27 protein-coding genes and 1 pseudogene are annotated in these 24,559 nt (G+C 62.6%); 15 read left to right on the forward strand and 13 right to left on the reverse strand.

Annotated elements, in window-relative coordinates:
* Nucleotides 1-16: 16 nt before the first annotated feature.
* Together AC0V7N_RS12305 and denD are read left to right on the forward strand one after the other, a co-directional pair.
* Entirely contained in the window at nucleotides 17-229 is a 213-nt protein-coding gene (locus tag AC0V7N_RS12305; RefSeq protein ID WP_027043097.1) for a hypothetical protein, read from the forward strand.
* A 12-nt stretch (nucleotides 230-241) separates the two neighbouring features.
* Nucleotides 242-1,216: a D-erythronate dehydrogenase gene (gene denD / locus AC0V7N_RS12310; protein WP_475457764.1), complete on the forward strand. Its 975-nt coding sequence runs from the start codon at nucleotides 242-244 to the stop codon at nucleotides 1,214-1,216.
* A 135-nt stretch (nucleotides 1,217-1,351) separates the two neighbouring features.
* Here the strand turns inward: denD and AC0V7N_RS12315 are convergent, their stop codons facing one another.
* The 4 genes and pseudogenes from AC0V7N_RS12315 to AC0V7N_RS12330 all read right to left on the reverse strand — a co-directional run bounded on the left by AC0V7N_RS12315 (nucleotide 1,352) and on the right by AC0V7N_RS12330 (nucleotide 5,404).
* Nucleotides 1,352-2,551, reverse strand: coding sequence for a nickel/cobalt transporter (locus tag AC0V7N_RS12315; RefSeq protein WP_475457766.1), 1,200 nt, complete (start codon nucleotides 2,549-2,551; stop codon nucleotides 1,352-1,354).
* Nucleotides 2,548-3,216 (reverse strand): DUF1007 family protein, encoded by a 669-nt coding sequence (locus AC0V7N_RS12320; RefSeq protein ID WP_475457768.1) that lies wholly within the window; start codon nucleotides 3,214-3,216, stop codon nucleotides 2,548-2,550. The genes AC0V7N_RS12315 and AC0V7N_RS12320 overlap by 4 nt, the downstream gene beginning before the upstream one ends.
* 89 nt (nucleotides 3,217-3,305) lie before the next feature.
* Nucleotides 3,306-4,205 (reverse strand): LysR family transcriptional regulator, encoded by a 900-nt coding sequence (locus tag AC0V7N_RS12325; RefSeq protein WP_475457770.1) that lies wholly within the window; start codon nucleotides 4,203-4,205, stop codon nucleotides 3,306-3,308.
* 3 nt (nucleotides 4,206-4,208) lie between these two features.
* Nucleotides 4,209-5,404: pseudogene (locus AC0V7N_RS12330) on the reverse strand (amidase).
* Nucleotides 5,405-5,946: 542 nt separating this feature from the next.
* On the opposite strand from AC0V7N_RS12330, the gene odc2 reads away from it, so the two are divergent.
* The gene (gene odc2 / locus AC0V7N_RS12335; protein ID WP_475457774.1) at nucleotides 5,947-7,080 is read left to right on the forward strand and encodes an ornithine/lysine decarboxylase; all 1,134 of its coding nucleotides are present in this window, start codon (nucleotides 5,947-5,949) and stop codon (nucleotides 7,078-7,080) included.
* Between the two features lie 96 nt (nucleotides 7,081-7,176).
* Entirely contained in the window at nucleotides 7,177-7,749 is a 573-nt protein-coding gene (locus AC0V7N_RS12340) for a GNAT family N-acetyltransferase (protein WP_475457776.1), read from the forward strand.
* Here the strand turns inward: AC0V7N_RS12340 and AC0V7N_RS12345 are convergent.
* The 5 genes from AC0V7N_RS12345 to AC0V7N_RS12365 all read right to left on the reverse strand — a co-directional run bounded on the left by AC0V7N_RS12345 (nucleotide 7,717) and on the right by AC0V7N_RS12365 (nucleotide 10,906).
* Complete coding sequence (locus AC0V7N_RS12345) at nucleotides 7,717-8,496, reverse strand: hypothetical protein (RefSeq protein WP_475457779.1); 780 nt, start codon at nucleotides 8,494-8,496, stop codon at nucleotides 7,717-7,719. The two genes, AC0V7N_RS12340 and AC0V7N_RS12345, sit on opposite strands and share 33 nt — an antisense overlap.
* Before the next feature lie 327 nt (nucleotides 8,497-8,823).
* Nucleotides 8,824-9,108, reverse strand: a complete 285-nt coding sequence (locus tag AC0V7N_RS12350) for an SCP2 sterol-binding domain-containing protein (protein WP_027043088.1) — start codon at nucleotides 9,106-9,108, stop codon at nucleotides 8,824-8,826.
* Nucleotides 9,109-9,289: 181 nt separating this feature from the next.
* Entirely contained in the window at nucleotides 9,290-9,826 is a 537-nt protein-coding gene (locus AC0V7N_RS12355; protein ID WP_475457781.1) for a hypothetical protein, read from the reverse strand.
* Nucleotides 9,827-9,855: 29 nt separating this feature from the next.
* The gene (locus AC0V7N_RS12360; RefSeq protein ID WP_475457783.1) at nucleotides 9,856-10,281 is read right to left on the reverse strand and encodes a hypothetical protein; all 426 of its coding nucleotides are present in this window, start codon (nucleotides 10,279-10,281) and stop codon (nucleotides 9,856-9,858) included.
* Nucleotides 10,282-10,294: 13 nt separating this feature from the next.
* Nucleotides 10,295-10,906, reverse strand: a complete 612-nt coding sequence (locus tag AC0V7N_RS12365; protein ID WP_475457785.1) for a rod-binding protein — start codon at nucleotides 10,904-10,906, stop codon at nucleotides 10,295-10,297.
* Nucleotides 10,907-11,024: 118 nt separating this feature from the next.
* Between AC0V7N_RS12365 and AC0V7N_RS12370 the strand changes: the two genes are divergently transcribed.
* Genes AC0V7N_RS12370 through AC0V7N_RS12380 form a run of 3 tightly spaced genes read left to right on the forward strand, consistent with a single transcriptional unit; the run spans nucleotide 11,025 to nucleotide 13,482 of the window.
* Nucleotides 11,025-11,861, forward strand: a complete 837-nt coding sequence (locus AC0V7N_RS12370) for a DUF1295 domain-containing protein (protein ID WP_475460293.1) — start codon at nucleotides 11,025-11,027, stop codon at nucleotides 11,859-11,861.
* A complete protein-coding gene (locus AC0V7N_RS12375) occupies nucleotides 11,858-12,886 on the forward strand; it encodes an SAM-dependent methyltransferase (RefSeq protein WP_475457788.1) in 1,029 nt (342 codons plus the stop codon). Before AC0V7N_RS12370 ends, AC0V7N_RS12375 begins: the two co-directional genes overlap by 4 nt.
* Before the next feature lie 26 nt (nucleotides 12,887-12,912).
* Nucleotides 12,913-13,482, forward strand: coding sequence for a hypothetical protein (locus AC0V7N_RS12380; protein ID WP_475457790.1), 570 nt, complete (start codon nucleotides 12,913-12,915; stop codon nucleotides 13,480-13,482).
* Here the strand turns inward: AC0V7N_RS12380 and AC0V7N_RS12385 are convergent.
* The gene (locus AC0V7N_RS12385) at nucleotides 13,479-13,889 is read right to left on the reverse strand and encodes a DUF2177 family protein (protein ID WP_475460295.1); all 411 of its coding nucleotides are present in this window, start codon (nucleotides 13,887-13,889) and stop codon (nucleotides 13,479-13,481) included. The two genes, AC0V7N_RS12380 and AC0V7N_RS12385, sit on opposite strands and share 4 nt — an antisense overlap.
* Nucleotides 13,890-14,138: 249 nt before the next feature.
* On the opposite strand from AC0V7N_RS12385, the gene AC0V7N_RS12390 reads away from it, so the two are divergent.
* From AC0V7N_RS12390 to AC0V7N_RS12400, 3 genes are all read left to right on the forward strand, one after another.
* Nucleotides 14,139-14,423 (forward strand): DUF2147 domain-containing protein, encoded by a 285-nt coding sequence (locus tag AC0V7N_RS12390; protein WP_475457792.1) that lies wholly within the window; start codon nucleotides 14,139-14,141, stop codon nucleotides 14,421-14,423.
* Nucleotides 14,424-14,556: 133 nt separating this feature from the next.
* Entirely contained in the window at nucleotides 14,557-15,903 is a 1,347-nt protein-coding gene (locus AC0V7N_RS12395; protein ID WP_475457795.1) for an NAD(P)/FAD-dependent oxidoreductase, read from the forward strand.
* A 16-nt stretch (nucleotides 15,904-15,919) separates the two neighbouring features.
* A complete protein-coding gene (locus tag AC0V7N_RS12400) occupies nucleotides 15,920-16,762 on the forward strand; it encodes a DUF1365 domain-containing protein (protein ID WP_475457797.1) in 843 nt (280 codons plus the stop codon).
* 105 nt (nucleotides 16,763-16,867) lie between these two features.
* Here the strand turns inward: AC0V7N_RS12400 and AC0V7N_RS12405 are convergent, their stop codons facing one another.
* Together AC0V7N_RS12405 and AC0V7N_RS12410 are read right to left on the reverse strand one after the other, a co-directional pair.
* Complete coding sequence (locus AC0V7N_RS12405; protein WP_475457799.1) at nucleotides 16,868-18,040, reverse strand: NAD(P)/FAD-dependent oxidoreductase; 1,173 nt, start codon at nucleotides 18,038-18,040, stop codon at nucleotides 16,868-16,870.
* Entirely contained in the window at nucleotides 18,037-18,741 is a 705-nt protein-coding gene (locus tag AC0V7N_RS12410; RefSeq protein ID WP_475457801.1) for a class I SAM-dependent methyltransferase, read from the reverse strand. The genes AC0V7N_RS12405 and AC0V7N_RS12410 overlap by 4 nt, the downstream gene beginning before the upstream one ends.
* Before the next feature lie 292 nt (nucleotides 18,742-19,033).
* Here AC0V7N_RS12410 and AC0V7N_RS12415 point away from each other — a divergent pair, with 292 nt between their 5' ends.
* The 5 genes from AC0V7N_RS12415 to AC0V7N_RS12435 all read left to right on the forward strand — a co-directional run bounded on the left by AC0V7N_RS12415 (nucleotide 19,034) and on the right by AC0V7N_RS12435 (nucleotide 24,154).
* Entirely contained in the window at nucleotides 19,034-20,395 is a 1,362-nt protein-coding gene (locus tag AC0V7N_RS12415; protein ID WP_475457804.1) for a type III polyketide synthase, read from the forward strand.
* Between the two features lie 61 nt (nucleotides 20,396-20,456).
* Nucleotides 20,457-21,674: a sulfotransferase family protein gene (locus AC0V7N_RS12420; protein WP_475460297.1), complete on the forward strand. Its 1,218-nt coding sequence runs from the start codon at nucleotides 20,457-20,459 to the stop codon at nucleotides 21,672-21,674.
* 9 nt (nucleotides 21,675-21,683) lie between these two features.
* Entirely contained in the window at nucleotides 21,684-22,298 is a 615-nt protein-coding gene (locus AC0V7N_RS12425) for a Tgt2/MlaC family protein (RefSeq protein ID WP_475457807.1), read from the forward strand.
* 16 nt (nucleotides 22,299-22,314) lie between these two features.
* A complete protein-coding gene (locus AC0V7N_RS12430) occupies nucleotides 22,315-23,028 on the forward strand; it encodes an ABC transporter ATP-binding protein (RefSeq protein ID WP_475457810.1) in 714 nt (237 codons plus the stop codon).
* A 4-nt stretch (nucleotides 23,029-23,032) separates the two neighbouring features.
* Nucleotides 23,033-24,154 carry an ABC transporter permease gene (locus tag AC0V7N_RS12435; protein WP_475457813.1) on the forward strand — a complete coding sequence of 374 codons (1,122 nt, stop codon included), beginning with the start codon at nucleotides 23,033-23,035 and terminating at the stop codon, nucleotides 24,152-24,154.
* A gap of 20 nt (nucleotides 24,155-24,174) precedes the next feature.
* Here the strand turns inward: AC0V7N_RS12435 and AC0V7N_RS12440 are convergent, their stop codons facing one another.
* The gene (locus AC0V7N_RS12440) at nucleotides 24,175-24,558 is read right to left on the reverse strand and encodes a hypothetical protein (protein WP_475457816.1); all 384 of its coding nucleotides are present in this window, start codon (nucleotides 24,556-24,558) and stop codon (nucleotides 24,175-24,177) included.
* Nucleotide 24,559 lies beyond the last annotated feature (1 nt).

Here is a 24,559-nt window from a genome sequence, read left to right on the forward strand (position 1 = left end):
GCCGCTCCGGTGCGGCATGATGGACCGTGACACGCGCAATGCGGCCATCGCGGCGGTCTGGATCATGCTGCTGTTCGGCATTGCCGCCTTCTATCTGCCGACGGTGATGCTGGCACTCGGCAGTTTTTCGACCGTGCTCGCCGGTATCTTCGGCACTGTCTTCGTGCTGGCGTTTTTCCTCGTGTTTTGGCTGCGCGCGCGCACCCAGCGAAAAAATCAGGGCAAGTAAGGGAATTTTGGCATGCGCATTCTGATCACCGGCGCCGCAGGCATGGTCGGCCGCAAGCTCATCACCAGGCTGGCCAAGGACGGCACGCTGCGTGGGGAGAAGATCACCGCGCTCGATTTGCACGACATCGTGCCGCCGCAGGCCCCGGCCATGGATGGCGTCAGCATCAACACCCATACCGGCGACCTCGCCGAAGCAGGTGCCGCTGAAAGCCTGGTCGCATCGCGCCCCGACGTCGTCTTCCATCTCGCCGGCATCGTGTCGGGCGAGGCGGAGGCCAATTTCGATCTCGGCTACCGCGTCAATCTCGACGGCACGCGCGCCCTGTTCGATGCCATCCGCCTGGCGGGCTTTGCGCCGCGTGTCGTCTTCACCTCGTCGATCGCCGTGTTCGGCGCACCGTTCCCGGATGTCATCCCTGATGAATTCCACCCAACGCCGCTGACCTCCTACGGCACGCAGAAGCAGATGAGCGAAGCGCTGCTCGCTGACTATTCCAGGCGCGGCGTCTTCGACGGCATCGGTATCCGCCTGCCGACGATCTGCGTGCGGCCCGGCAAGCCGAACAAGGCGGCCTCCGGCTTCTTCTCCGGCATCATCCGCGAACCGCTGAGCGGCCACGAGGCGATCCTGCCGGTGCCGCGCTCGGTCGTGCACACCCATGCCAGCCCGCGCTCGGCGGTGAATTTCCTGATCCATGCGGCGGGGATCGACGGCGCCGCCGTCGGGCCGCGCCGCAATCTGACGATGCCCGGCGTCGCCGTCACCGTCGGCGAGCAGATCGAGGCGCTGGAGCGCATCGCCGGGCCGAAAGTGGTAAAGCTGATCCGCGAGGAGCCGGACGAGACGATCTGGGCGATCGTCAAGGGCTGGCCGACCCGCTTCGAAGCCCGGCGCTCAAGGGAACTCGGCTTCAGCGCCGAGAAGAGCTTTGACGAGATCATCCGCGCTCATATCGAGGATGAGCTGGACGGCAAGGTGTATTGATATTCAGGTGATGCCGGCCTGCGAACGGCTGATACCTGCGCTTCCGGTGCTCACGTACGAAAAGTACGCTCCGCTCCGGTTCTCGGTATCAACCGTTCTCGGCACGGCCTGACCTGAATCTCAACACACCTTCGGTCAAACGCTGCCTGTCAGGCTTGCCGACAGCAGCAGCAGTCCGAACAGGAAGACGAAGGCGGCGCCGCCGATCTCGACGATCGAATGGATGTGGTTGCCCATGCGTCCGTCGCCGGCGAAATACACCGCCCAGTTCTTGGCGGTCACGGCGAGCGTTGCCAGCGCCGAGACGGTGATGGCGGTTCCCAGCGACATTGCCAGCACCGACAGCAGGCCGCCGAGCCAGAGCCCGTTGAGCAGCGCGAAGCTCAGCACGATGAGCGCGCCGGAGCAGGGGCGGATACCGACGGCGGCCACCGCCGACCAGGCGGTGCGCCAGTCGAAGCGATCGCCCGACAGCAGCGCCGGATCGGGCGCATGCGAGTGACCGCAGGTTTCGCAGACCTCGCCATCTGCATGATCGTGTGCGCCATGGTCGTGATGGTGGTCATGAGCGGCGTGATCATGATGGTCGTGCGAAAGGTCATGGACATGGTCATGATCGTCATGGACCTGGAGCGCATGCGAATGGGCATGCGCCGAATGGCTGTGCGCGGCATGTGAATGGCCGGCGTGGGAATGACCCGCGTGAGAATGGCCGGCATGCGAATGGCCGGCGTGAGCGGCCGACAGGCTGTAGGCCGGAGCCCTGCCAAACAGGCGCAGGATGGACGGGCCGAGCTTGCGCCACAGCAGCCAGGCGCCGAACAGGGTGACGAGGGCAAAGCTCATGATCTCCATGAACCAGGCCGCGTCGGTCATCGAAATGGTGGTGCCGCGCAGGACGAAATAGGCGAGCAGCATGACCGCGATCGCCGTCAGGCCCTGCAGCAGGGCGGAGACGAAGGACAACAGGATGCCGCGCCGCAGCGCCACTTCATTGGCGACCATGTAGGACGAGATCACCGCCTTGCCGTGGCCGGGGCCGGCGGCATGGAAAATGCCATAGGCGAAGGACAGGCCGATGAGGATCCAGATCTTGCTGTTGTCCTGGCGCATCGCCTTCATGGCTGTCGCCAGCGCGCGATAGAATTCCTGCTGTCTGAGATTGATCCACATCAGGATGTGGGCGAACGGACCGGTGGTCGGCGCCATGCCGTCATTGACGCCGATGCCGAGCGAGGACTGGGCGTGCGCGGCATTGGCAAAGTGCATCGCGGCAAAGGCGAGGGCCAACAGGCCGAGTGCCAAACGCAGGGACGGTTTCGTCACCGGCTTCATCCTTCTGGCTGACAGGTCAGTTCGAGCTTGGTGGCAAAGATCTTGCTCATGTCGGTGCCCGTCGGGTCGTTGAAGAAGGCATCCGTCAATGTCTTCTGGTTTTCCTTGATGGCTTCATCCGGATCCGGCCGGACCACCTTGCTGGTGCAATTCGACGGTAGGCCTGTAACCGTGATGTTGGAATCCTCGGTGAAGTCGATCGCCGTGTAGAAGGTCGGGTCGTAGACGCCGATGTCGATCGTGCCGGTCAGCTTGATCGGTGCCTTGGGTTCGGACTCGAACAGGATGATCAACTGGTCGTTGTCGAAATTGGCCATCAGATGCGGTGGAGGCGTCATCGTCACGTCCTTGCCGTTCTGCGTGACGAGCTGGAAATAGTTGAATTCGGCCAGCGAGGCATGAACGGTGTCGGCGACATCCTTCAGCTCCTTGTCGTCAAGCTTCAGGTCGGAGTTCTTGTCGAACTCCATCATCACCGTACTCGAAAACAGGTCGTCGAAGCGCCAGAGATGACGCAGCGCTTTCACACTTTGGTGATCCGGGGACAGGATCACGTCGAGGCGGGCCTCGGCGAAGACGTGCGGATGCACGTAAGCCGGCCCCGTCGCGGCAAAGGTCGCCGCCAAGGCCGAAGCCAGCATGATTGCGTGCCGTTTGAGGTGCATTCTCGGTCGCGATTCCATCGGCCTCGGAGAGAGTGTCGAGAGTTACCAGAAAGGGGGCGAAATTGGGACCGCGAGATGGTTGAAGTAGGTCAAGCGACCTCGCGCGTCCTGAACCACTGCACAAGGAAGTCGACGAAAACGCGGACCTTTGCCGGCAGATAGCGACGATGCGGGTAGACGGCGAAGATGCCGCCGCCGGACAGGATGCGGTCGTCGAGCGCCGTCACAAGCGCACCACTCTTGAGATCGGGCGAGGCAATGAAATCCGGCAGGATGCAAAATCCGAGCCCCGATAAGGCGGCGGCTCGCGCCGCCATCGGGCTGTTGACTTCGATCGGCCCCGACACGGCGACGCTCAACTGATCATTGTTGTCGCCCTTGAATGCCCAGTTGTTCAGCCCGCGGCCATTGGTGTCGACGATGCAGGGCATGTGGCCGAGATCCTGTGGCCGCGTCGGCATGCCATGCTTGGCGATCAGTTCGGGCGAGGCGCAGAGTTTTACCGAAAATGGCGCCAGCCGCCTGGCGATCAGCGACGAATTCTCCAGGCGCGAGATGCGCACCGCGAGATCGAAACCTTCCTCGACCAGGTCGACGAAGCGGTCGTCGAGCTGGATGTCGAGCACGATGTCGGGGTGCTGCTTGGCGAAGTCGATCAGCGACTGGCCGATCGGCGCGTCGGCGAAGGTGCGCGGCGCCGACAGCTTGATCCTGCCGCGCACGTCGCCGGAGGATTCGCGCACGGCGTCCGCCAGGCTGTCGACCTCGCGCACGATCTCCGAGGCGCGCCGGTAATAGGTGTGGCCGGCCTCGGTCATCGAGAACTGGCGCGTGGTGCGGTTGAGGAGCAACGCGCCGAGTTCGTCCTCCAGCTCGCGCACATATTTTGACAGCAGCGCCTTGGAGCGGCCGATCTTGCGCGCCGCCGCCGAAAAGCCCTCGGCCTCGACGACGTCGATGAAGGCGCGCATGCGGGTCAGTGTGTCCATGGTTCAGGCCCTTTGTGCTGCGTCGAGAAGTTTTCGGCCGAGCCGTATCAGGGCAATGTCACTGCCGGAAGGGCCAAGCAGCGAAAGCCCGAACGGAGCGCCGGCTACCGAGCCGATGGGCAAGGTGATTTGCGGGAAGCCCGACAGGCCGGCCAGGCACAGGAGATGCAGTGCCCGCTCGCGATAGGCCTGGAACTGCTCCGGCGTCGAGTCGACATAGGGCGCCGGGCCCGGCACCGTCGGCAGAACAAGGAAGCCGTCCTTGCCAAGCAAGGCGCCGAGTTCGCCGCGGAAGGTCAGGCGGCGCACTTTCTCGGCCTGCGCTGTGCGGTCATCGACGGCACGGCCAAAGCCGAAACGCTCCTCGACGCCGGGGCCAAGGTCGCGCTCGCCGCTGGTGATCCAGTCGCCATGCATGCCCAGGCTTCCCTGGCCTGCAGCCGGCGGAAGCACCAGTAGAGTTCATCGGGGGTAGAGCTGAAGCGCATCGTCGACGCTGCCGGCGCTCCGAAAATCGTGCTCGCCAGTCCCTTCATGCCGGCATATTCGGCAAGCGCCGGGCGGGCTACCATCTCGTCAAGCCAGGTGAGCGATAGCGGGCGGTCCAGGGAATGCTGATGCGGGTCGCGGCCAAGCAGCAGCTTGCCGACCGTCTCGTAGGTCTCGATGTCGTCGGCGAACCAGCCGAACGTGTCGAAGCTCGGCGCAAGCTTCATCGTGCCATCGAGCGCAATGCGGCCATGCGTGGTGCGCAGCCCGATCAGCCCGCAAAAGCTCGCCGGCGCGCGGATCGAGCCACCGGTGTCGGAGCCGGTGGCAATGTCGGCCAGCCTGCCCGCCACGGCCGAAGCCGAACCAGACGACGAGCCGCCGGTGACACGGTCCGGTGCGGCCGGGTTCACCGGAAACGGAAAATGCGCGTTCTGGCCGAACAGCGCGAAGGCGAGCTCGTCGGTCTGTGTCTTGCCGACGAAGCGCGCGCCGGCATCGAGAATCGCCTGCACGGCGGGCGCCGTGCGCGAGGCGGCATGGCTTTCCGCGAATTTCTGCAAATTCCCGCAACCGGTGCGGTAGCCGGCAACGTCGTAGATGTCCTTGACCGCCAGCCGCAGGCCGGCGAGCGGGCCAAGCTCGGCGTGAGCCACCGGCATCCGGCGAAGATCGAGGAAGGCGTTGTAGGGGCCGTGCGTGCCTGGCATCGTTCGATATCCGGATACGGTTGCCCCAACATTGTTCGATGCCAGAAATTTTACAACCTTGGATACGATTTTTATTGATTGTGACGGCAACCAGCCATATATCGCGCTTGCCCAAAGTCGCACGTGCCTGTGGGTGTCCGCCGATCCTCGAATGGTGAGGGAAATCGGTAAGGTAACTGGAGCCAACCCCTCCAGTCGGTCTAGCGGCCAACCGCCAGCCCGAGGACACCTTGAAGCAACGACGGTGCGGGCCTTTCTGGTTCTCTGCCGGTTGTCCAAAGACCGGGGTTACTGAAGAGGCACACCTTCATTGCCGGTAGTGCGGAACGGGGTTCTCCCAATCCAAGCCAAGGCAGACAAAGCGGACCGAAGCCGGGCAAGGCCAAGGTTCATCGCCGCGAGACGGCGTTTCATGGTTCCGGGGTCTCCACCGGCTGGTTCCATGGATTTTCCGTCCCGCCTTTGTCCACCGCGTGTTCGCGAGGCCGACAGCCCGCGTCCGCACCCTTGTGCGCGCCGAAAGGCGTGTTTGGAGATACCCTATGGCCACCCAGCGCATCCTCGACTTCCTCGCCACCCGACGTCCGTCCGGCCCCTGCCTTGTCGTCGACCTCGATGTCGTGCGCGACAATTTCCGCGCCTTCGAGAAGGCGTTGCCCGATTCCAAGATCTACTATGCGGTGAAAGCAAACCCGGCGCCGGAAATCCTGCGCCTCCTTGCTGCGATGGGCTCGTCCTTCGACACCGCTTCCGTTGCCGAAGTCGAGATGGCGATGGACGCGGGTGCGCCCGCGGACCGCATCTCCTTCGGCAACACCATCAAGAAGGAGCGTGACATCGCACGCGCCTATCAGCTCGGCATCCGGCTGTTCGCGGTCGATTGCGTCGAAGAGGTCGACAAGATCGCCCGCGTCGCTCCCGGCGCCCGCGTGTTCTGCCGCGTGCTGACCGATGGCGAGGGCGCCGAATGGCCGCTGTCGCGCAAGTTCGGCTGCGTGCCTGCGATGGCCGTCGACGTGCTGCGCCATGCCAAGGACCTCGGCCTCGATGCCTATGGCGTGTCGTTCCATGTCGGCTCGCAGCAGACCGACCTGACCGCCTGGGACCGTGCGCTGGCCGATGCCAAGAAGGTGTTCGCCACGCTCGCCGACGAAGGCATCGTCTTGAAGATGGTCAATATGGGTGGCGGTTTCCCGACGCGCTATTTGCGTGATGTGCCGGCGGCGCAGGCCTATGGCCAGGCGATCTTCTCGGCGCTGCGCAAGCATTTCGGCAATGCCATTCCCGAAACCATCATCGAGCCGGGCCGTGGCATGGTCGGCAATGCCGGCGTCATCAAGTCGGAAGTCGTGCTGATCTCGAAGAAGGCCGACAATGACAATGTGCGCTGGGTGTTCCTCGACATCGGCAAGTTCGGCGGCCTGGCCGAGACGATGGACGAGGCGATCCGCTATCCCCTCGTCACCCGCCATGACGGCACCGAGACCGCGCCTTGCGTGCTCGCCGGCCCGACCTGCGATTCGGCCGACGTGATGTACGAGAAGACGCCGTATCCGCTGCCTCTGTCGCTGACCATCGGCGACGAGGTGCTGATCGAAGGCACCGGCGCCTACACGACCACCTACTCGGCGGTCGCGTTCAACGGCTTCGAGCCTCTCCGATCCTACGTGATCTGACGGTTCGAAAGAGCCGATCAGATCATCCCAGGTGGGCGTTAGGCGCCTGCTTGGGCTCGCCTGTGGAACAAGCTCCGCTCGTGAAGGATCGCGGAAATGGAAATGTCAGTTGAAATCGTAGCTCATGCGCCGGCCTTCGTGATGGTCGCCGAAACCGTTGCCGACATAGCGGCGCGCGAAGCCTTGCTCGATCGTGCCATGGGGCCGAAGCGCAAGACCAAATCGTCGGAGAAGCTGCGGCGGGGCCGCCGGCCGTCGGAAGGCCTGGCCTTCGTCGCGCGCGATGCGTCGGGCGGCGTCGCCGGCACGGTGCGGCTGTGGGATGTCAGGCTAGGTGAGGGCGGTCCGGCGGCGTTGCTGCTTGGCCCGCTTGCCGTCGACCCGTCGCTCAAGAATGCCGGCATCGGCTCGGCGCTGATGCGCCATGCCGTTGCCGAGGCCGCGCGTCTCGGCCACGCGGCCATCCTGCTGGTCGGCGATGCGCCCTACTACGGACGCTTCGGCTTCTCGGCCGACAAGACGGGCCGGCTGGCGATGCCAGGCCCCTATGAGCGGCACCGCCTGCTGGCGCTGGAACTGGTGGACGGAGCGCTTGATGGCGTGCACGGCACGCTGAAGGCGTCCGGCCGCAAGCTGTCAGTTCCAGCCGAAGTGCAACGCGCTGGCTGAAATCAGCGCGGCATACTCGGCCGCGACGGCATCCAGGCCGGTCACGGCCGGGGAACCGGCACCTCCGAGGCGAGCTAAGTAGTCCTCGCCTTTGGGGGCCTTGTCCCAGTCGTTGCCGATGAAGCGGGCCGCTGCCGTTCCGGAGTCCGATACTTGCGGCGCCGGCGGCCCGAACGCGGTCGCGGTGCGCTTCAGCCCATCCAGAAATGCTGCATTGTCGAGGCCGCTATAGGGCTTGCCGTTGCCGTCCACGACATTGAGAAATATCTGCTCGTCGCCAAAGGCGGTGTAACCGCCGCCCAGGCCCTTTTCCACGGCATCCGCTTTTTCGAAGAAGCGCTGTGCCACAGTGGCATCGAGCGTATCCTTGGGGAAGCGGACGGTGACGAAGCCCGTGCTGCCGCTGCTGTCGTCCAGCCGAGAGACAAGCACGCTGTGCTGGTGGAAAATGTAGCCGAAAGCAGCGGCCAGACGATCGGCGGTCGCGTCGTCGAGCGTGGCCTCGGTCTGCAGCGAGGCGTTGGTCTTGAGAAGATAGCCACCCGGTGTGACTTCCGTCTCGAGCACCGCCGGATCGACGCCGATGCTGGCGACAATTTTTGGCACGATTTTCTCAAGTACCTGCGCCGAAAAGGCAGCCCGGTCAGCATAGCCGGCCGTCTTCAGCTTTGGCAGGTCGAAGCCCAGGGAAGGTGTGGCCTCGTAGGAAATCAGGACACGCTCGTCGGCGGCGGCCGCCGCTGTCACCGAAACCAGAGCGGCGATCAGAACCGCACGCGCCACTGCTCGAACACTATGGATATTCATTACCGACCTCGCTGCTTTGCCGCCCTTGTGGAGCCGAGGTCAGACTAAATGGATGATTTCACAATCAAAGGTATGAGCAGCTTGCGGTTCTCTGCCGCATGAAGGTTTCGTGCCAAGATTGCCGAAGCCTGTGGAACGAAAATGCCGTCCTGAAGACGGTGTCCCGACCAGGGCCAAAGCGCGTCCAGATGGATCATGTGGCGCGCTTCAGCCTTGTCTCGATGCATGTCTACGCAAGCCATCGTATGGCTTGCGAAATCCATGCCGTCAGCCGATCAGCTGGCTGAGCGCCATGGCCACCGTCATGTCGCCTTCGACTTTGATCTTGCCGGTCATGAACGCCATGGTCGGGTTCAAGTCGCCAGCGATCAGCGAATCGAGATCGTCGAGCGAGAGCTTGATGGTGCAATCGGTGGGGGCATCCGATGTCGAGACGGTTGCGCCGTCGATAACGATGACGCCGTCGCCGCCGGTGTCGAACTTCACTGAACGATCGAACCCGCTGCTGGCCACGCGCGACTTGATCTTCTCGGCAATCTCCTGAACGCTCACGCTGTTCTCCTGTCTGGTTGCATCTGTCGCGCGACGGTGCTTCGGTCCGACCGAAACCCATGCTGCCTCTTCGGCGATTACAATCGCTGCCGCATATAGCTTCGGGTTGACGTTTACGTCAACGCGAATCCTGGAGGCTGGATCCTATCGCCGCACCGGGCAAGCTGGTGGGCACCAGTGGTCAGTGGGCCGGCGGTGCCTCCGCTTCGACCGGCTTGGTGGTATCGGACGCCGCGGTGTCGGAATCCTGCCGGCGGCGCAGCCAGTTGTCGCGGATTTCGTCCTTGCTCAGGAAGTTGACCTGATCAATCAGAACCTCATGCACCAGGGTTGCGCCGACGCGGGTGTTGATGGCGTCACGGATCGCGGCGCGGAAGGCATCGAGGTCGATCGTCGCCTTCTTGGTGAAGTCGATCTGGGGATTGGAGTAGAGATAGCTGTAGACTTGGTCGGTGATCAGCGCTTCGGCCGGGATCGACAGTTTCTTTATCTGCTCCGGCTCGACGGTGTAGACCAGCTTGGCCAGGAAATAGCCGCCGATCTTGGAGTCGCGGATCAGCGGCACCGAAATGACGTCGGTCTTGACGTAATCCAGCCCACCCAGCATCGGCTTAGGTTTTTCGCCGACGCCTTTTTCACCGGCGGCCTGGAACGAATAGAACACCGCGCCGAGCGTGGCGGCGCAGACCCAGACCGCGATGGCGATGACCTTGATCATTCAGAGCCCGAGCCCAGCGTCATTGCGCGCTAGCCCTTCATCCGGCCGAATTCGCCGGCGGAGTAGGTGCCGTCGGTTTCGGCACGCTGGATGGCACTGCGCAGCAGGCTGGCGACCTCGTTGACCGCGCTCAGATGCGCCAGGATCGCCGCCTCGTTCTTCGCCAGTTTCTGGCGCAGCCGGGTCAGGCCCTCGCGGTGCTGTTCGAGGAACTCGGCTTCGCTGCCGCCCTTTATGGCGCGGGTCAGCTCGTAGAGATAGCGGCTCTTGCGAGCGTTCGACGCCTTGAGGTCATAGCTGGTGTCGCTGCGGATACCGGCGGTCTCTTCTTCGACAACCTCCTCGATGCGGCCGATGATGGCGGCAAGGTTCCCGGGCCGCGCGAACGGTATCGGAGCCTCCGACGCGGTGGTGCGCGCCGGCAGGTTGGCGGTGAATTCGGAAGAGTCGGTCATGGTGTTTCCCAGCCTAGATCTTGATATCTGTTTTTATGGTTGTCTCGTCGCCGGTCATCGACCTCGCGGCCTTGCGCTGCAATTCCTGGAGGAGCGAGGTGGACAGCCGGGTTTGCTGATCGATCTCGGTCTTTTCCGGTCCATTTGAAACCGGGCCGATCGGCACCTTGCGCTTGCCGTCCATATAGTGGTCGGCGAGCAGCGACTTGGCGATGCCGATGCCGCCGCGCTCGGCCATGACGTCGGCGACGCGCTCGGCGAGCTGCGATTTCCACATGTCGCCGGCGAGACCCTTGCCATAGACGCCCTCGGTATCCTTGGGCAGCATATTCTGGATGAAGGTCTGCAAGACCATCGCCTCGAACTTCTTGAATTTCTTGGCCGGATCGGCTGTCGCCGCCGCCTTGTCAGCCGTGGCGCGCGATAGGATCGAGCCGGCATCGACGGACGCCGCCGTATCGACCGAGAACGTGCCGGCGACACCACCCGCGCGCTTGGTCAGCGCGGCGCGGGCAGCCTCGATATCCATAGGATCGGCAGCTCGGGCGACATCCATAACAATGTCGCTGGGTGGTGAAATCGCCAAGAAAGTCCGCCTTTTGTCGGGTTTCCTTAGCCAGACCATGCCTCAACAAGCTTGTGGCAGGCTTGCCGGTTCGAATTTGAGTGGGGCGCGGGAAACTTGCCTCCACACCGATCCGTACCTCACGCAACAGATCGCGATGATCGTGCAGGGCTACGATGTGACGTTTGCAAGCTTGTTTTTCGGTGCAGCCATTTGCCTGTCGCTTGTAATGGCGATCGCGTGGGCGATTGCAATTCGGAGCGGCAAGTCTGGCTGGGTGGATGCGATCTGGTCGTTTGCGGTGGGCGCCGCCGGTATCGCTATGGCGTTGGTTCCATTGTCCGGCTGGCAGCAACCGACGACAAGGCCTGTCATCGTTGCCCTGCTCGCGGCGATCTGGTCGATCAGGCTTGGCCTGCATATCGTCGCCAGGACCCTGCGCGGTGGCGACGATCCGCGTTACGCGCAATTGCGCAGCGAATGGGGCAAGGATTTTCCACGCCGGCTTTTTCTGTTTCTGCAGGTGCAGGCCGGCGCTGCCTTGCTGCTTGTGCTGTCCATCTTCGCCGCGGCCCGCAATCCGGTACCGCATCTACAAATCGGCGACTGGCTGGGCATTGCGATTCTGGCGATTGCCATCCTTGGCGAAGGCCTGGCCGATCGCCAGCTTGCGCGGTTTCGCAAAGATCCTGCCAACAGCGGAAAAGTCTGCGACGTCGGGCTGTGGGGACTTTCGCGCCATCCCAACTATTTCTTCGAGTGGTTCGGCTGGCTGGCCTATGTCGCGATCGCCTTGGACCTCACCGGCGCCTACCCATGGGGCTGGGTCGCCATCTCGGGCCCGCTCTTCATGTACTGGCTCCTGGTTCATGTGTCCGGCATCCCGCCGCTCGAAGCGCACATGCTGAAATCGCGTGGCGAAAAATTCCGTGCTTACCAGGCGCGCGCAAATGCGTTCTGGCCGGGGCCGCCCCGCAATATCCCTCCACAGACATCAAAGGGTCCGGCATCGTGAGCCTCATCGCATCCGCCATACGCACCGTCGAACGCAGCCCGTTTCCAGATCCCGTGACCCGAACTGGCATCGGCTTGCTGGTCGGACGCACACGTCGAAACCTACTCGAAAACCCAGCCATGCATGAGCAGGCCTTCGTTCATGCCATGGCCGATCATCCGATTGCCGAGCACACGCAAGCAGCCAACGAGCAGCACTACGAATTGCCACCGGCTTTCTTTGGACTGATGCTCGGGCCGCGGCGCAAATACTCTTCCTACCTTTACCGGCGCGGCGACGAGAGCCTGGCGCAGGCCGAGGTGCTCGCGCTGGAGGAAACCGTTGCTCACGCCGATCTCGCCGATGGCCAGGACATCCTCGAACTCGGTTGCGGCTGGGGTTCGCTGACGCTGTTCATGGCGGAGCGTTTTCCCACCGCCAGGATTACCGCGGTCTCCAACTCGGCGCCTCAAAGGGCGTATATCGAAGGGCAGGCTCGGGAGAGGGGTTTCGCCAACATCCGCGTCATCACGGCCGACATGAACAGTTTTCATCCAAACGGCATGTTCGATCGCATCGTCTCGGTCGAGATGTTCGAGCATATGTCTAATTGGCAAAAGCTGCTCGAACGCGTGCACTCCTGGCTGACGCGGGAGGGGCGGCTTTTCATCCATGTCTTCACCCACAAGAGCCGGTCATACCGTTTCGACCATCGCGACAAGTCCGACTGGATTGCCCAGCATTTCTTCACCGGCGGCATCATGCCGAGCCACGATCTGATCCGGCAGTTCCCGGCCCTGTTCGACGTCGAGCAGGAATGGCGATGGAATGGCCGCAACTACCAGCGCACCGCAAACCAGTGGCTCGCCAATATGGACGCCAACCTGCCCGAGGTCGACCGCATCCTCGCCGAGGTCTACGGCAAGGAGGCCTTGATCTGGCGCCGGCGCTGGCGTCTGTTTTTCCTCGCAACCGCTGGATTGCTCGGACATGCGAATGGCGAGGAATGGGGCGTCAGCCACTATCGCCTGCGCGCGGCTACATGAGATTGGAAACGCCGGTTCGATCGGGAATGTTGAGGACGTTCTGGAACGCGGCGAAGGCCTACTTCGCCCATGACGACCCTCTCGTGGCCACTGCCAATCTGGTCGCTCTTGTCGTGCTTTGGAACCAGCCGTTCTATCCGCTCTATGTCTACTGGTCCGTGGGCCCCGACATCGCGCCAACCTTCTACACATTCCTTTCGACGCCGTTCTTCCTGGCGGTTCCGGCAGTCGCCCGCGTCAACGGTCGCGCCGGGCGGGCGCTGCTGCCGCTCGCCGGGATCGGCAACACGGTGCTAAGCGCCGAGGTCTTCGGCGTCGCCTCCGGCGTGGAGATCTTTCTGTTGCCCTGCGTGCTGCTTGGCTTCGTGCTGTTCCGGCCTGGCGAACGTATTATTGCGATCGCCATAGCTGTTGTCGGCATGCTGGCCTTCACGGTCCTGCATGGCCGCTACGGCGCCCCCGTCCACCACTACTCCGCCGAGGAATATGCGGGCTTTTTGAAGATGAACGCCCTGAGCGCTGGCACGCTTACCGCCTTCATCGGTCTTCTCGTGATGAACCTGATCAGTCCCCCGGCCAAGGCTGACGACTGCTAGGCAGGTCGCGACAAGGCACTGGAGACGAGGAAACCCGCCGTCGCCGCGATCGCGGTGAGCACCGTGCCCCAGCAGATATCCGCGATGGTGACCGCGACGGGCCAGTTCTTCAGCGTCGCCTGGTTGGTCAGATCGTAGGTGGCATAGGCGCACAAGCCGAACACAGCGCCGTTCACCGCCGCGGTCGTCCATGATCCGCTCTGAAAGGCGGGCAGCACCGCGAAATAGACGGCGCCGGCGATGTAGATGACGTAGAAAAGTGCTGCTGCCTTGACGTTGAAATCATCGAGCAGGATCGGCCCCAGCAGCGGCTTGTAGAGCCGGCTGCTCATCACCGTCAGCCAGACAGCATCGATGCACAGGAACACGACTGCCGTCGTCAGATAGGCGATGCCGTAGGTCTTGATCATGTCCGCTCCCGAAATCCCAGTGGCTGTTGATCTCAGCAACGGTTTTCAGCCGCGATAGTTTCGACCGGCCGAAACTCGCCCGGCATGTCGTCCGTAGCTTCGCAAAACGGATGACAAGGGCGACTGATGAACCGACTGGCAGTGCCGGCAGGCCTTTTGTTTTTTGTCTCGCTCTGCGGATCGGCGTTTGCGGCATCGGCACCTGACCCCAGCGGCACATGGAATCGTAGCGATGGAAACGCAAAAGTGCGGATCGCCCCATGCGGCACGCATATCTGGGCCACCAATGTGTGGATCAAGGACACCAGCGGCGGGGAAGCCGTTGGCGACAAGCTTGTCATGACGCTGCAGCCGAAGTCCGCCGACACGCTAGCCGGCAAGGCCTTCGATGCGAAGCGGGCACTGACCTATGCGATCCAGCTCAAGGTGGCCGGGCAGAAACTGGTCACGCGAGGCTGCCTTGTCGGCGGGCCTGGTTTGCAAGTCGGTCAACTGGTCCCGCGCCCGCTGACGATGCGAGTGACCGGGTAGGTCTGATGCCTCTTCACCTCGCGACAAAATACCTCGACCGCACAGTGAAACTCACGCCGGATCCTCCCGTATCTACAAAGGTTCCAGGGTGCCGCCCGCACCTTACAGGCTTGATTTCCAACAAGGATTTTCGATGAACATTGTGCCCATACACCGTGGTGGCTCGAACGGCCGGAAGAAAATCGCCATCATCGGTTCGGGCATATCAGGCGCCGCCGCCGCATGGGCTTTGCACCCGAGTGCCGATGTCACGCTTTATGAAGCTTCGCACCGTGCGGGCGGTCATACCGCCACGGTCGACATCGACTATGACGGCACACCAATTTCTGTCGACACAGGTTTCATCGTCTACAACGAGCTGGCCTACCCGGATCTCACCGCGATGTTTTCGCATCTCGGTGTGGCCACGCATGAGAGCGACATGGGCTTCTCGCTCTCGCTCGATGGCGGCAAGCTCGAATGGTGCGGCTCGACGCTGCGGACCATCTTCGCCCAGAAGCGCAATGTCTTTTCGCCCGGCTTCCTGTGGATGCTGCGCGAAATCCTGCGCTTCAACAAGGCATGCGTCGCCGAGCGCGACAGCGGCACGCTGGGCAACGTCTCGATCGGCGACTATCTTCGCACCCGCGGCTTCTCCGCGGGCTTTCGCGACAATTATCTTATTCCGATGGCGGCGGCCATCTGGTCGACGCCACGCGCCAAAATGCTGGACTATCCGGCTGCAAGCTTCATCAGCTTCTTCGAGAACCATCGGCTGATCGACAATGATACGCGGCCAATGTGGCGCACGGTAAGCGGCGGTTCGCGCAACTATCTGCAAAAGCTGCTGGCGCCGCTCGGGTCGGCGCTACGCCTGTCGTCACCGGTCAAGACAATGGTGCGCGATGCGTTTGGCATTACCGTGTGGGCCGGTGATGACGCGCCGGAGCGCTTCGACAATGTGATCATCGCTGGGCATAGCGACCAGGCGCTGGCTATGCTCGGCGACGCCTCGAGCGTCGAGGACGCGATCCTGTCAGCCATATCGTATCGCCCCAACCGGGTCGTCCTGCATCGGGACCCGCGCCTGATGCCGAAGCGACGGGCCGCCTGGGCGGCGTGGAACTATCTGCGCTGCTCCTGCGACCGCGACGAACCGGAAGTATCGGTCACCTACTGGATGAACCGCCTGCAAGGGATCGATGCGGCAAAGCCGCTCTTCGTGTCGCTGAACCCGGTCGTCGAGCCGCGCCCGGAACTGGTCTTCGGCGAATGGATGTTCGACCATCCGCAGTACGATGCGCGTGCCCTGTCCGCGCAAGCCCGTCTCGATGATATCCAAGGCGTGCGCGGCACCTATTTCGCGGGTGCGTGGACCGGACACGGCTTTCATGAGGATGGCTTGCGCTCGGGCCTCGACGCGGCGATTGCGCTCGGCGCCAAAGTGCCATGGCGGCGCGGCGAGGGCGCTTTGCCCGGAGTTCTCCTGGCGGCAGAATAGAAAGCATTTCCCGGACATGGAGCAACGCGTCACCACCCTGGAGCAAAATGGTCCGCCGCCGCTGGCGGCGGGCGTGCTGTATCCGGGTGAGGTCATGCATGCGCGGCTGAAGCCGTTCGGCCACCGCTTTGTCTATCGCGTGTTCTCATTGTTGGTCGATATAGACAGGCTTGCCGAGCTCGGCCGCATGACATGGCTGTTGCGGGTCAATCGGCACGGCCTGGCATCTTTCCATGAAAGCGATCATGTCGACACCCCAGGCGAAACCCTGCGGGCCTTCGTCGACCGGCAGCTCGCCGATGCCGGCCTGGGCAAGCCGGCGGCGCGCGTGCTGCTGCTCGCCTATCCCCGCATCTTCGGCTACGTCTTCAATCCGATCTCGGTGTATTTCTGCTACGACGCCGCCGGCGCGCTGATCGCCTTGATCTATGCGGTGCGCAACACGTTCGGTGGCCGGCATATCTACGTGTTGCCGATCCGGCCGGGCGAACTCGGCCCAGCAGGGGTGCGCCAGACACAAGCCAAGCTCTTCCATGTCTCACCCTTCGTCGGCATGGACGCACATTACTATTTTCGCATTCTGCCGCCGGGCAAGACGGTCAGGCTGCGCATCCATGAGACCGAGAATGGCGAACCGCTGCTGGCGGCGACCTTTACTGGCGCCGCACGACGGCTTGCGACGCCGGACCTTGGCGCGTGCCTGGTCAAGTTTCCCTTTGTGACGTTGAAGATCATCGCCGGTATTCACTGGGAAGCGCTGAAGCTTTGGCTAAAAGGCGCGCGCTTCCATCCGAGCCCGAAGGTTGCAGGTCCTCCGCAATACAGCTTGCCGAAAAGGCCCGAGCTGGATGCCGTTTGAAAGCGAGCTCGGGCACTGAGCGCTCGCAGCTCCTCTTCGTTCCGCGGATATGCTCGACGTCCGCAGCGCCGCATACAGCTGGTCAATGAGCAGCCCTACTTGACGTCAAAAGCCCGGAACAGGCTGGGTCTTTCCACTCAATCGAGCGCCAAGTGTCAAAGCCGCCGGAAAATTCTTGATCACGGCGCGCATAGCTGTCGCGCCGCCAGGCCCAAGCGCTATTCGGGCAATCAAGGCCGCGGCACGCAAACGGGTCGAGAATTGCCGGCGCCATTGCCTTTCGTAGCGACGTCCGGCCTCGTCGTGACCCTCGTGGCCTTTACCCAACGCGATCAGTTCTCTCGCAAGGAGCCAGCCGGATTGCAGCGCCATCGAAATCCCTTCCGCGATTACAGGATGTGACTCACCTGCGATGTTGCCGACGCGGAAGATACCCTGATCATAGCCAGCTCGAATACCGGGATGAATCGGTCCCGCGGCGAGCCATGGGCCATCCAATTCGGCACCGGCCAGCACGGTTCCCACGCCTCGGCACGAGGCCAGGACATGGCGCCACAATGCATCGGCGGCCGCACTATTTCCAGAACGCTGGCGCAGCCCGGATAGAACATCCCGGCGGATACAGCAGGAAATTGAAACCCTGCCATGGTCCGCCGTTACCATTCCACCATAGCCGCCCGGGAACACCAGCAGCGGCATCAGGTCGGGCGCAAGTGCTGCGCCGGTAAAATGCGCTTTGAACCCGAAAAGATCGGAAGGTTGGCTCGTTCTTTCAATCTGGCTTGGGAGTTTCCCGGCTTCCCAGGATCCGTGCGCGGCAATGATTACAGGCGCGCTCAAAACCTTTTGTTGCTGGTCCATCTCCACAGTAACGAACTGCAAATTATCGTGCCGACGAATAGCGACAGCCTTGCAAGGCTGGAGGATTTCGACCCCCGCCCGTTCGGCAGCCTGCAACAGGACGTAGTCCAAACGATCGCGGCCGAGAGCGCGGCCGAGGCCCGTCTTGGCGCGCGGCATTCGCGCCTCGGCTGAGACATCGCTCGAAAAGAACCCGACGCGACGTATTTCGGGGCCGGCTTCCGCGCGCCAAATCTCGCCGACGCCCAACTGGTCGAGCAAGGCAAGGCTGGTACCTGACATGAATTCGCCGCAGACCTTTCGGCGCGGAAACGCGACCTTCTCCACCATTGCCACCGACCAACCATGCTGGGCCAGCGCAATGGCGGTAGAACTGCCGGCGGGGCCGGCACCGATGACGATAGCGTCGTGCATCATTTTGTGCCGGGCATGCTGCGACCGACGAACCCTTGAGTGAAGAGGCCTTTGCGGGCCTCCATCACGGGCGTTCCACCTGACGCTTGCCACAATTGTGAAAGTTCCGTGCCGCGAAAGCCGGCGCGGACACTTTGCGCCGCGTCGTTCAGTGTCACCGCGCAGGCGCCGATCAGTCGCAGGAACCGCGTCGCGACAAGTGGCACCTTGGCCCTGAGCGGCTCCGTCGCGACGAGCACCGGGGCCATCGTCATGATCCGGGCAAACAGCTCCAGCAGGCGCGTGTCGTCGAAGTGATGGAGGATAAGGTTGGCGCAAACAAGATCGAAGGGCCTGTCCACTGTCCAATCGAATATGTCGGCGGTTACGGGTTGCGCCCGCCAACCCAATTCAGCGAAAGAATTGCACACATCCTTGCCGATCAGGTCGATCCTGTCGACCATGACAATCTCGACGTTGGGCCAACGCCGCGCCATCAGCCGCGCCACTGTCAGCATGAACTTTCCGTCACCGGCGCCCAGTTCGAGGATGCGCAGCGGCGGCGCCGGTACGTTCGTTCGCAGGAGTGATGCCATGAACCTGGCCTGGAACATCAATGCATTGATACGAACGAGATCACGACGGGATGCAATCGCACGAGGATCATCGGCCGGGAGGCCGTCGAGGAGTTCTGGCTCCAGATGTCGGATGTTTATGTCGGTCATGCGATAGATCGGAGTTTTGGGGCCTCAATCGGTCGTCGGGCAAATAGGCTTTTAGTGACGACCAAAATGACACCCTATGCCAAAAGAGAGCTGATATCACTTCACGCGAACGTGCGCCGTGCTCAATTCGATCGCACGGCATCGTGGTTTCAGACGAAGGGCAGATGAATCGACTGCCAACATTTTTGGAAATTCGCCAACATTTTCGGAAACTCGCCAACATTTTTCGGAAACCCGAATGGCGCAATCGAAGAGCTGCTGCCTTGTGGTCCCTGGTGAAGTGCGCCCGTGAATGTGGATATTTATCAGGCTGTTGATCTGCCAGTCTGCCGGATATGTGATCCCCGAACTGCGGCAGGCTGGGATAGCCGAGCGCCGAATTGAACCCATGTCTTTTATCGACCTCCTTAATGAAGTGGGCTCGGTCTCTTTCGTACAATGCCGAAGGCTGGTATCAGAGTTTACTAATGAGAAATATCGGCGCCGCGCAATAAAATGCCTTATGCCGACGTTTGCTTTAGGAAGCGCTTCCCCAATTCCTAGACCTCTTATGGGCCCGATTGGGCTCATTGTCGGAGCAATTTTGTCCCCTCAGGCGTATCTGAACCGTATTGCCACGTCAGTTCCCGAACACGACGTGCACCAATTCTTCCTCCGCTATGGAGCTTCGCTGCTTGAAAACGATGCCCAGCGCCTTACGCTCTTCGAGCGAATGGTCAGTCTCGCCGGCATCGAACATCGCTATTCCTGCTTTGCGCCTGCCGACGATCCGCGCGGTGGAGCAATCGACCGCGACGGCACATCGGTCAGGGGCTCGTTCGCCAGCACAGCAATCCGTATGGAGATGTACGAAGCTGCTGCGCCGGAGCTCGCGCAAAAGGCCGTCGACACACTGCTGGCCGACGACGACCGCTCGCTGATCACACATTTGATCGTGACGAGCTGCACCGGCTTTTCGGCGCCTGGCATCGACCTCGAGCTGGTGCAGCGATGCGGCCTGCCGACGTCGGTCGAGCGCACTATCGTCGGCTTCATGGGATGCTATGCCGCCATCAACGCTTTGAAACTGTCACGCCATATCGTGCGCTCCAACCCGAAAGCCCGCGTGCTGATCGTCAATATTGAATTGTGCACGCTGCATTTCAGGGAAGCCACCGAGCTTGAGAAGCTGATCTCGTTCTGCCTGTGGGGCGACGGGTGCGCGGCCGCGCTGGTAACGGCCGAACCGCACGGCATCCTGCTCGAAAGCTTCCACGCCATCGTCGCGGCCGAGCGCAAGGAGCTGATGAGCTGGCACATCCGCGACGACGGTTTTGACATGGTGCTGTCCGGCCAGGTTCCCGGCGCGGTCCGCGAGACGCTGCGCAACGAGCACCCGGCCATCCTCGGCGGCCGGCCCGCCAAGGAGATCGATTTGTGGGCGGTGCATCCCGGCGGCCGCTCCGTGCTCGACGCGGTCGAGCGGGCACTCAAACTGGAGCCGACCGCGCTCGCTGTATCGCGCGAAGTGCTCCGGCGATACGGCAACATGTCATCGGCAACCGTGATGTTCGTGATGGCCGAAATGCTGAAGGAGCCGTCAGGCTTGCTCGGCTGCGGCATGGCGTTCGGGCCGGGATTGACCACCGAGACGATGATGTTCCGGACTGCCTGAGGAGGTCTGGCGACCTGGCCGGTTTGAACATCTGAACCTATGGATCATAAGTTCCTTGACGATGCCATCGAACAATGTCCGACACCGCATCCGAGCTTTCGCAGCCCGTTGGCTGGTGCCGTATTTGCCGTACCCGCACTTCATGTGCGTGGCACCTCTTGACGCCGTACTGAGGATCCTGTGGCGCGCGCAAGGCCAGATCCCTCCCGCCTATTGGCCGCGCCTGGTTCTCCTGCTCCTGCTTTCCGTGATCAGCACGGTCGCCTCCTTGCCGGAGCGCGTGATCGTTGGGGTATGGCTGCGGCTGCGACCTCCCCGGATGGAGCGGGACAACGCCCCCGTGTTCGTCCTCGGCTACTTCCGATCCGGGACGACGTTTTTGCAGAACCTGCTGGCAGCCGATCCGAGCCTGAGATCGCCGAGCTGGCCGCAGGTCCTGGCGCCCCAGACATTCGTCCTCGGCTGGGCTGTCCTGCGCTACCTTTTCGTACCCTTGCTACCGTTGACGCGCCTCAACGCAGTGGTGCCGGTGGGTGCCAGCTTGCCAGCGGAGGATGACTTCGCGTTGAACAATATGGGTGGGATGTCCGTCCTCGCGGGACGCGCGATACTTCCCCACCAGCAGGCCTTCTTCAATCGATTTCACGATCTCGACGCGCTTTCGGCGGACGAGTTCAGCCGGTGGCGCTCACATCAGTTCGCTTTCGTGCAGAAGCTTGCTCTCGTTGCGGGCGGGCGGCGACTTCTGCTCAAGTCGCCGAGCCATACGGCGCGCGTCCGCTACCTCTTAGAAATGTTTCCGGGCGCCAAGTTTGTCCACATCTCCCGTTCGCCGGAAGCGGTGTTCCGGTCCAACCTCCTTCTGGCGCGCGAATTGCAACGTGCATTCGCCCTGCAGCCACCACTGCCCGAGGACGAGCAGGAGGAGATCATCGCTCACGAATATCTCGCGACAGAGATGCACTATCTGGCGGATAGAGCTCGCATTCCGGCCGCCGACTTCGTAGAAGTGCGGCTGCAGGATCTTGTTGCTGACCCGATAGGCGAGATGAAGCGGATCTACCGTGAACTGGGCCTGCCATTTTCCCCCAGCTGCGAGGAGCGGATGCCGCAGGTCGCCGCGACGTTCGTCAAACAGGTGCGTAACCGCCATCCCGACCTGACGGAAAGGCAGAGAGCGCGCGTAGCGCGCCTCGAACCGCTGGCTGCGGCTTTTGGGCATGCGCCTGCACAGGCGCCTGAGAGGCTCGATGTTGACAGCCAACAACGCATTGGATGACATAGGATCATGACAGCAGGCCTATGGTCGCACGCAAGCTGGGCAGCGTTGGCCCGGCTGTTGCTCGTCTCCGCGCTGCTCGCGATCTGCGCCCCATCGCTTTCGGCATCTGCCGATGAGCAGAGCGACGCGGTCAAGTTGGTTGAGACTGTGCGCCAGGCGGCGATTGCGCTTGGGCACGGTGGATCCGCCGAGGGGCAGCTCCGCTCGATCTCCGCGGCGTTCGACGGCAGGGGCATCGCCCAAGCCGTGCTCGGGACGTATTGGCGCCGCGCGAGTGCAGACGACCGCGCCTCGGTGGTCGATGCGCTTCTTTATGCCATTGCACACAGGCTGGCCGACAAGCTGGAGCGGACGCAGGACAAGACTTTCACAGTGCTCGGGACGAAGGCTCTGCCCAACGGCGATATCCTGGTGCGCAGCGAATTCCGCCGGCCGCTCCACGGCCCAACGTCCGTGGACTGGCGTGTCCGCCACTGCCGCGGACAACTCTGCATCGGCGATGTCTTTGTCGACGGCGGCTCCGTGACCGTGCAGCAGCGGGATCGTGTTGCCCAACTGCTCGCCGGCAACGGCGGCTCGATCCCAGCACTTGTCGCCGACCTCAGGAAAGGCCGAGTATGACTCCTCGCTCGTGCTCATGTCCCTCCTCGTCGAATTGAGCAATGTCGGCCGCGACTTTGACGGCGGCCGCATTGTCGCCGTCAACGATGTGTCGCTTGCGATCGAGGATGACGAGACCGTCGCCATTGTCGGCCGGAGCGGGAGCGGCAAATCTACGATCCTGAACCTGGTCTGTGGGCTTGACCGGCCGACGCGCGGCGAAGTCCGGTTCGAAGGAAGGGCCATCAACGGAAGGGCTGCATGGGCAGCCGTACGGGCAAGCAAGATCGGCATCGTTTTCCAGAACTTCTTCCTGCTCCAGTCCTTATCGGCGCGCGAGAACATCGAAGTGGCTTTGCTGGGAAACCTCGGCGGAGCGCGGCAGCGTCGCGTTCGCGCGCTCGAACTTCTGGCACATTTCGGTCTTGCCGAGCGCGCCACGCTCCGGCCGGCTGAGCTTTCGGGCGGCGAACGCCAGCGGCTTGCAATTGCGCGGGCGCTTGCCAACCGTCCGAAGCTTCTCGTTGCGGACGAGCCGACTGGAAGCCTCGACGTGCAGACGAGCCAATCCGTGATGAGCATCATTGGCAACGTGCATCGCGAGTTCGGAACCGCGGTGATCGTCGTGACCCATGACGAGGACGTGGCCGCACTGTGCGGTCGGCGTATAGAGATCTCCGACGGCTGCATCCGTTCGGACAGCCGAATGGGGGCGATGTCGACGCCCGCGCCGGCGTTGCGGATCGGCTAACCCCATGACAGAGCTGACCCTTCCGTTGCGCGGTCTCATTGCACGTCCGCTTCGCACGCTCCTTACGGTTCTCGGCATTGCCTTGGCGGTGGCGGGGTTTGTGGCGCTTACCGGCCTGACCGCCGGCGTCCAGCGCTCGTTCTCATCGGGAATCGATGAGAACGGCGCGGACCTGGTGGTGAGTCAGCGCGGTGCGTTCAATCTGGTGAGCAGCACCGTGCCCAAGTCCCTGGGCTCCGGGCTTACCGCAGTGCCAAACGTTGAGGCCGTGTCGGGCGTTCTCCTGAACATCACCACCGCCGACGACGATGCGAATATTGTCATGGCCGGTTGGCCCGCCGGCAGTTTCCTGTGGAACGATATGCACCTCTTGTCGGGACGAATCCCTGCACCGGGGGACCAGTGGCCCGTGATCCTTGGCGAGTCGATCGCCACCGCATTGGGCAAGCGGGTCGGTGATACTGTCGAACTCCAGTTCCAGCCCTACCAGATTGTCGGCATCGCGTCGTTCTCGTCAGTGCTGAACCAGAACAGCGCGATCGTTCCGCTCGAAGGGCTACAGCAACTCCTGTCGCGGGAAGACGTGTTTACCTTGTACGAGGTGAGGTTGAAGCGCCCGCTCGAGAAGAACGACATCGCTGTTGCCCGAACCAGGCTCATCGCGGCGGCACCAGGGTTCGCGGTAGGCGACACCGAGCAGTTTGCCAACAGCATCCGCATCTTCGATCTGCTTCAGGCGATTGCCCGGACAATTTCACTGGTTGTCATGGCGATGGCCTCTGTCGCCGTTGCCAATACACTTCTGATGGCCGTGAACGAACGGACATTCGAGATTGGAGTTCTCGCAGCGCTTGGCTGGTCTCCGAGACGGATTCTTCGGCTCATTCTTATCGAAGGTGTGATCATGAGCGCAGCCGGCGGGGTCATCGGGATCATTCTCGGCGCCCTGACAATGGAAATGGCGGCGAAGACAAAGTTCGCGGCGGGTCTGATCGTGCCTTATTTGTCAGGCTGGTCGATCGCCCAGGCGCTGATCTTCGTCTTCATCGCCGGGCCCCTCGGCGCGCTCTACCCGGCCTGGCGCGCCACGCGCCTTCTCCCCGCTGACGCGCTCCGCAGGATCTGACACAGGCAGAGTTGTAGCCGCTACTCTTCCCCCCGCTTCTGCGCGATCAGATCCAGCCGTTCGCGGTCGGCGCTCTCGCGCTCGTCGCGGTTGCGTATGTCCTTGTAGGCGCGCTCGACCATGTTGGTGCGTGCGCTTGCCGCGGCGATGAGACCGACTTCTTGTTTGGCGCTTTCCAGGCTCTTCTCCTGGCGCACCACGGCCTGGGCGATGCGGCGGTGATAGAGATCGGGGAACAGGCCGGACAGCGAATTGTCCTGGTCGAAATGGCCGATCAATTCCCTGGCCTCGGCCTCGGCGGCGTTCGCCACGGCCAGGAAGCTGGCGTGGCGGGTCTCGTGCAGCGCCTTCAGCTGTTCCTGCACCTTGACCAGTTTCTTCAGGCGATCCTTGCGCGTGCTCATC

It is taken from the genome of Mesorhizobium kamtschaticum, assembly GCF_056174585.1.

Excerpts from the sequence above, each read along its gene's own strand:
- AC0V7N_RS12305 (WP_027043097.1), top strand. The coding sequence starts at position 17 with ATGATGGACCGTGACACGCGCAATGCGGCCATCGCGGCGGTCTGGATC.
- denD (WP_475457764.1), top strand. The coding sequence starts at position 242 with ATGCGCATTCTGATCACCGGCGCCGCAGGCATGGTCGGCCGCAAGCTC.
- AC0V7N_RS12315 (WP_475457766.1), bottom strand. The coding sequence starts at position 2,551 with ATGAAGCCGGTGACGAAACCGTCCCTGCGTTTGGCACTCGGCCTGTTG.
- AC0V7N_RS12320 (WP_475457768.1), bottom strand. The coding sequence starts at position 3,216 with ATGCACCTCAAACGGCACGCAATCATGCTGGCTTCGGCCTTGGCGGCG.
- AC0V7N_RS12325 (WP_475457770.1), bottom strand. The coding sequence starts at position 4,205 with ATGGACACACTGACCCGCATGCGCGCCTTCATCGACGTCGTCGAGGCC.
- odc2 (WP_475457774.1), top strand. The coding sequence starts at position 5,947 with ATGGCCACCCAGCGCATCCTCGACTTCCTCGCCACCCGACGTCCGTCC.
- AC0V7N_RS12340 (WP_475457776.1), top strand. The coding sequence starts at position 7,177 with ATGGAAATGTCAGTTGAAATCGTAGCTCATGCGCCGGCCTTCGTGATG.
- AC0V7N_RS12355 (WP_475457781.1), bottom strand. The coding sequence starts at position 9,826 with ATGATCAAGGTCATCGCCATCGCGGTCTGGGTCTGCGCCGCCACGCTC.
- AC0V7N_RS12360 (WP_475457783.1), bottom strand. The coding sequence starts at position 10,281 with ATGACCGACTCTTCCGAATTCACCGCCAACCTGCCGGCGCGCACCACC.
- AC0V7N_RS12365 (WP_475457785.1), bottom strand. The coding sequence starts at position 10,906 with ATGGTCTGGCTAAGGAAACCCGACAAAAGGCGGACTTTCTTGGCGATT.
- AC0V7N_RS12380 (WP_475457790.1), top strand. The coding sequence starts at position 12,913 with ATGTTGAGGACGTTCTGGAACGCGGCGAAGGCCTACTTCGCCCATGAC.
- AC0V7N_RS12395 (WP_475457795.1), top strand. The coding sequence starts at position 14,557 with ATGAACATTGTGCCCATACACCGTGGTGGCTCGAACGGCCGGAAGAAA.
- AC0V7N_RS12400 (WP_475457797.1), top strand. The coding sequence starts at position 15,920 with ATGGAGCAACGCGTCACCACCCTGGAGCAAAATGGTCCGCCGCCGCTG.
- AC0V7N_RS12405 (WP_475457799.1), bottom strand. The coding sequence starts at position 18,040 with ATGATGCACGACGCTATCGTCATCGGTGCCGGCCCCGCCGGCAGTTCT.
- AC0V7N_RS12410 (WP_475457801.1), bottom strand. The coding sequence starts at position 18,741 with ATGACCGACATAAACATCCGACATCTGGAGCCAGAACTCCTCGACGGC.
- AC0V7N_RS12415 (WP_475457804.1), top strand. The coding sequence starts at position 19,034 with ATGTGGATATTTATCAGGCTGTTGATCTGCCAGTCTGCCGGATATGTG.
- AC0V7N_RS12420 (WP_475460297.1), top strand. The coding sequence starts at position 20,457 with ATGCCATCGAACAATGTCCGACACCGCATCCGAGCTTTCGCAGCCCGT.
- AC0V7N_RS12425 (WP_475457807.1), top strand. The coding sequence starts at position 21,684 with ATGACAGCAGGCCTATGGTCGCACGCAAGCTGGGCAGCGTTGGCCCGG.
- AC0V7N_RS12430 (WP_475457810.1), top strand. The coding sequence starts at position 22,315 with ATGTCCCTCCTCGTCGAATTGAGCAATGTCGGCCGCGACTTTGACGGC.
- AC0V7N_RS12435 (WP_475457813.1), top strand. The coding sequence starts at position 23,033 with ATGACAGAGCTGACCCTTCCGTTGCGCGGTCTCATTGCACGTCCGCTT.
- AC0V7N_RS12440 (WP_475457816.1), bottom strand. The coding sequence starts at position 24,558 with ATGAGCACGCGCAAGGATCGCCTGAAGAAACTGGTCAAGGTGCAGGAA.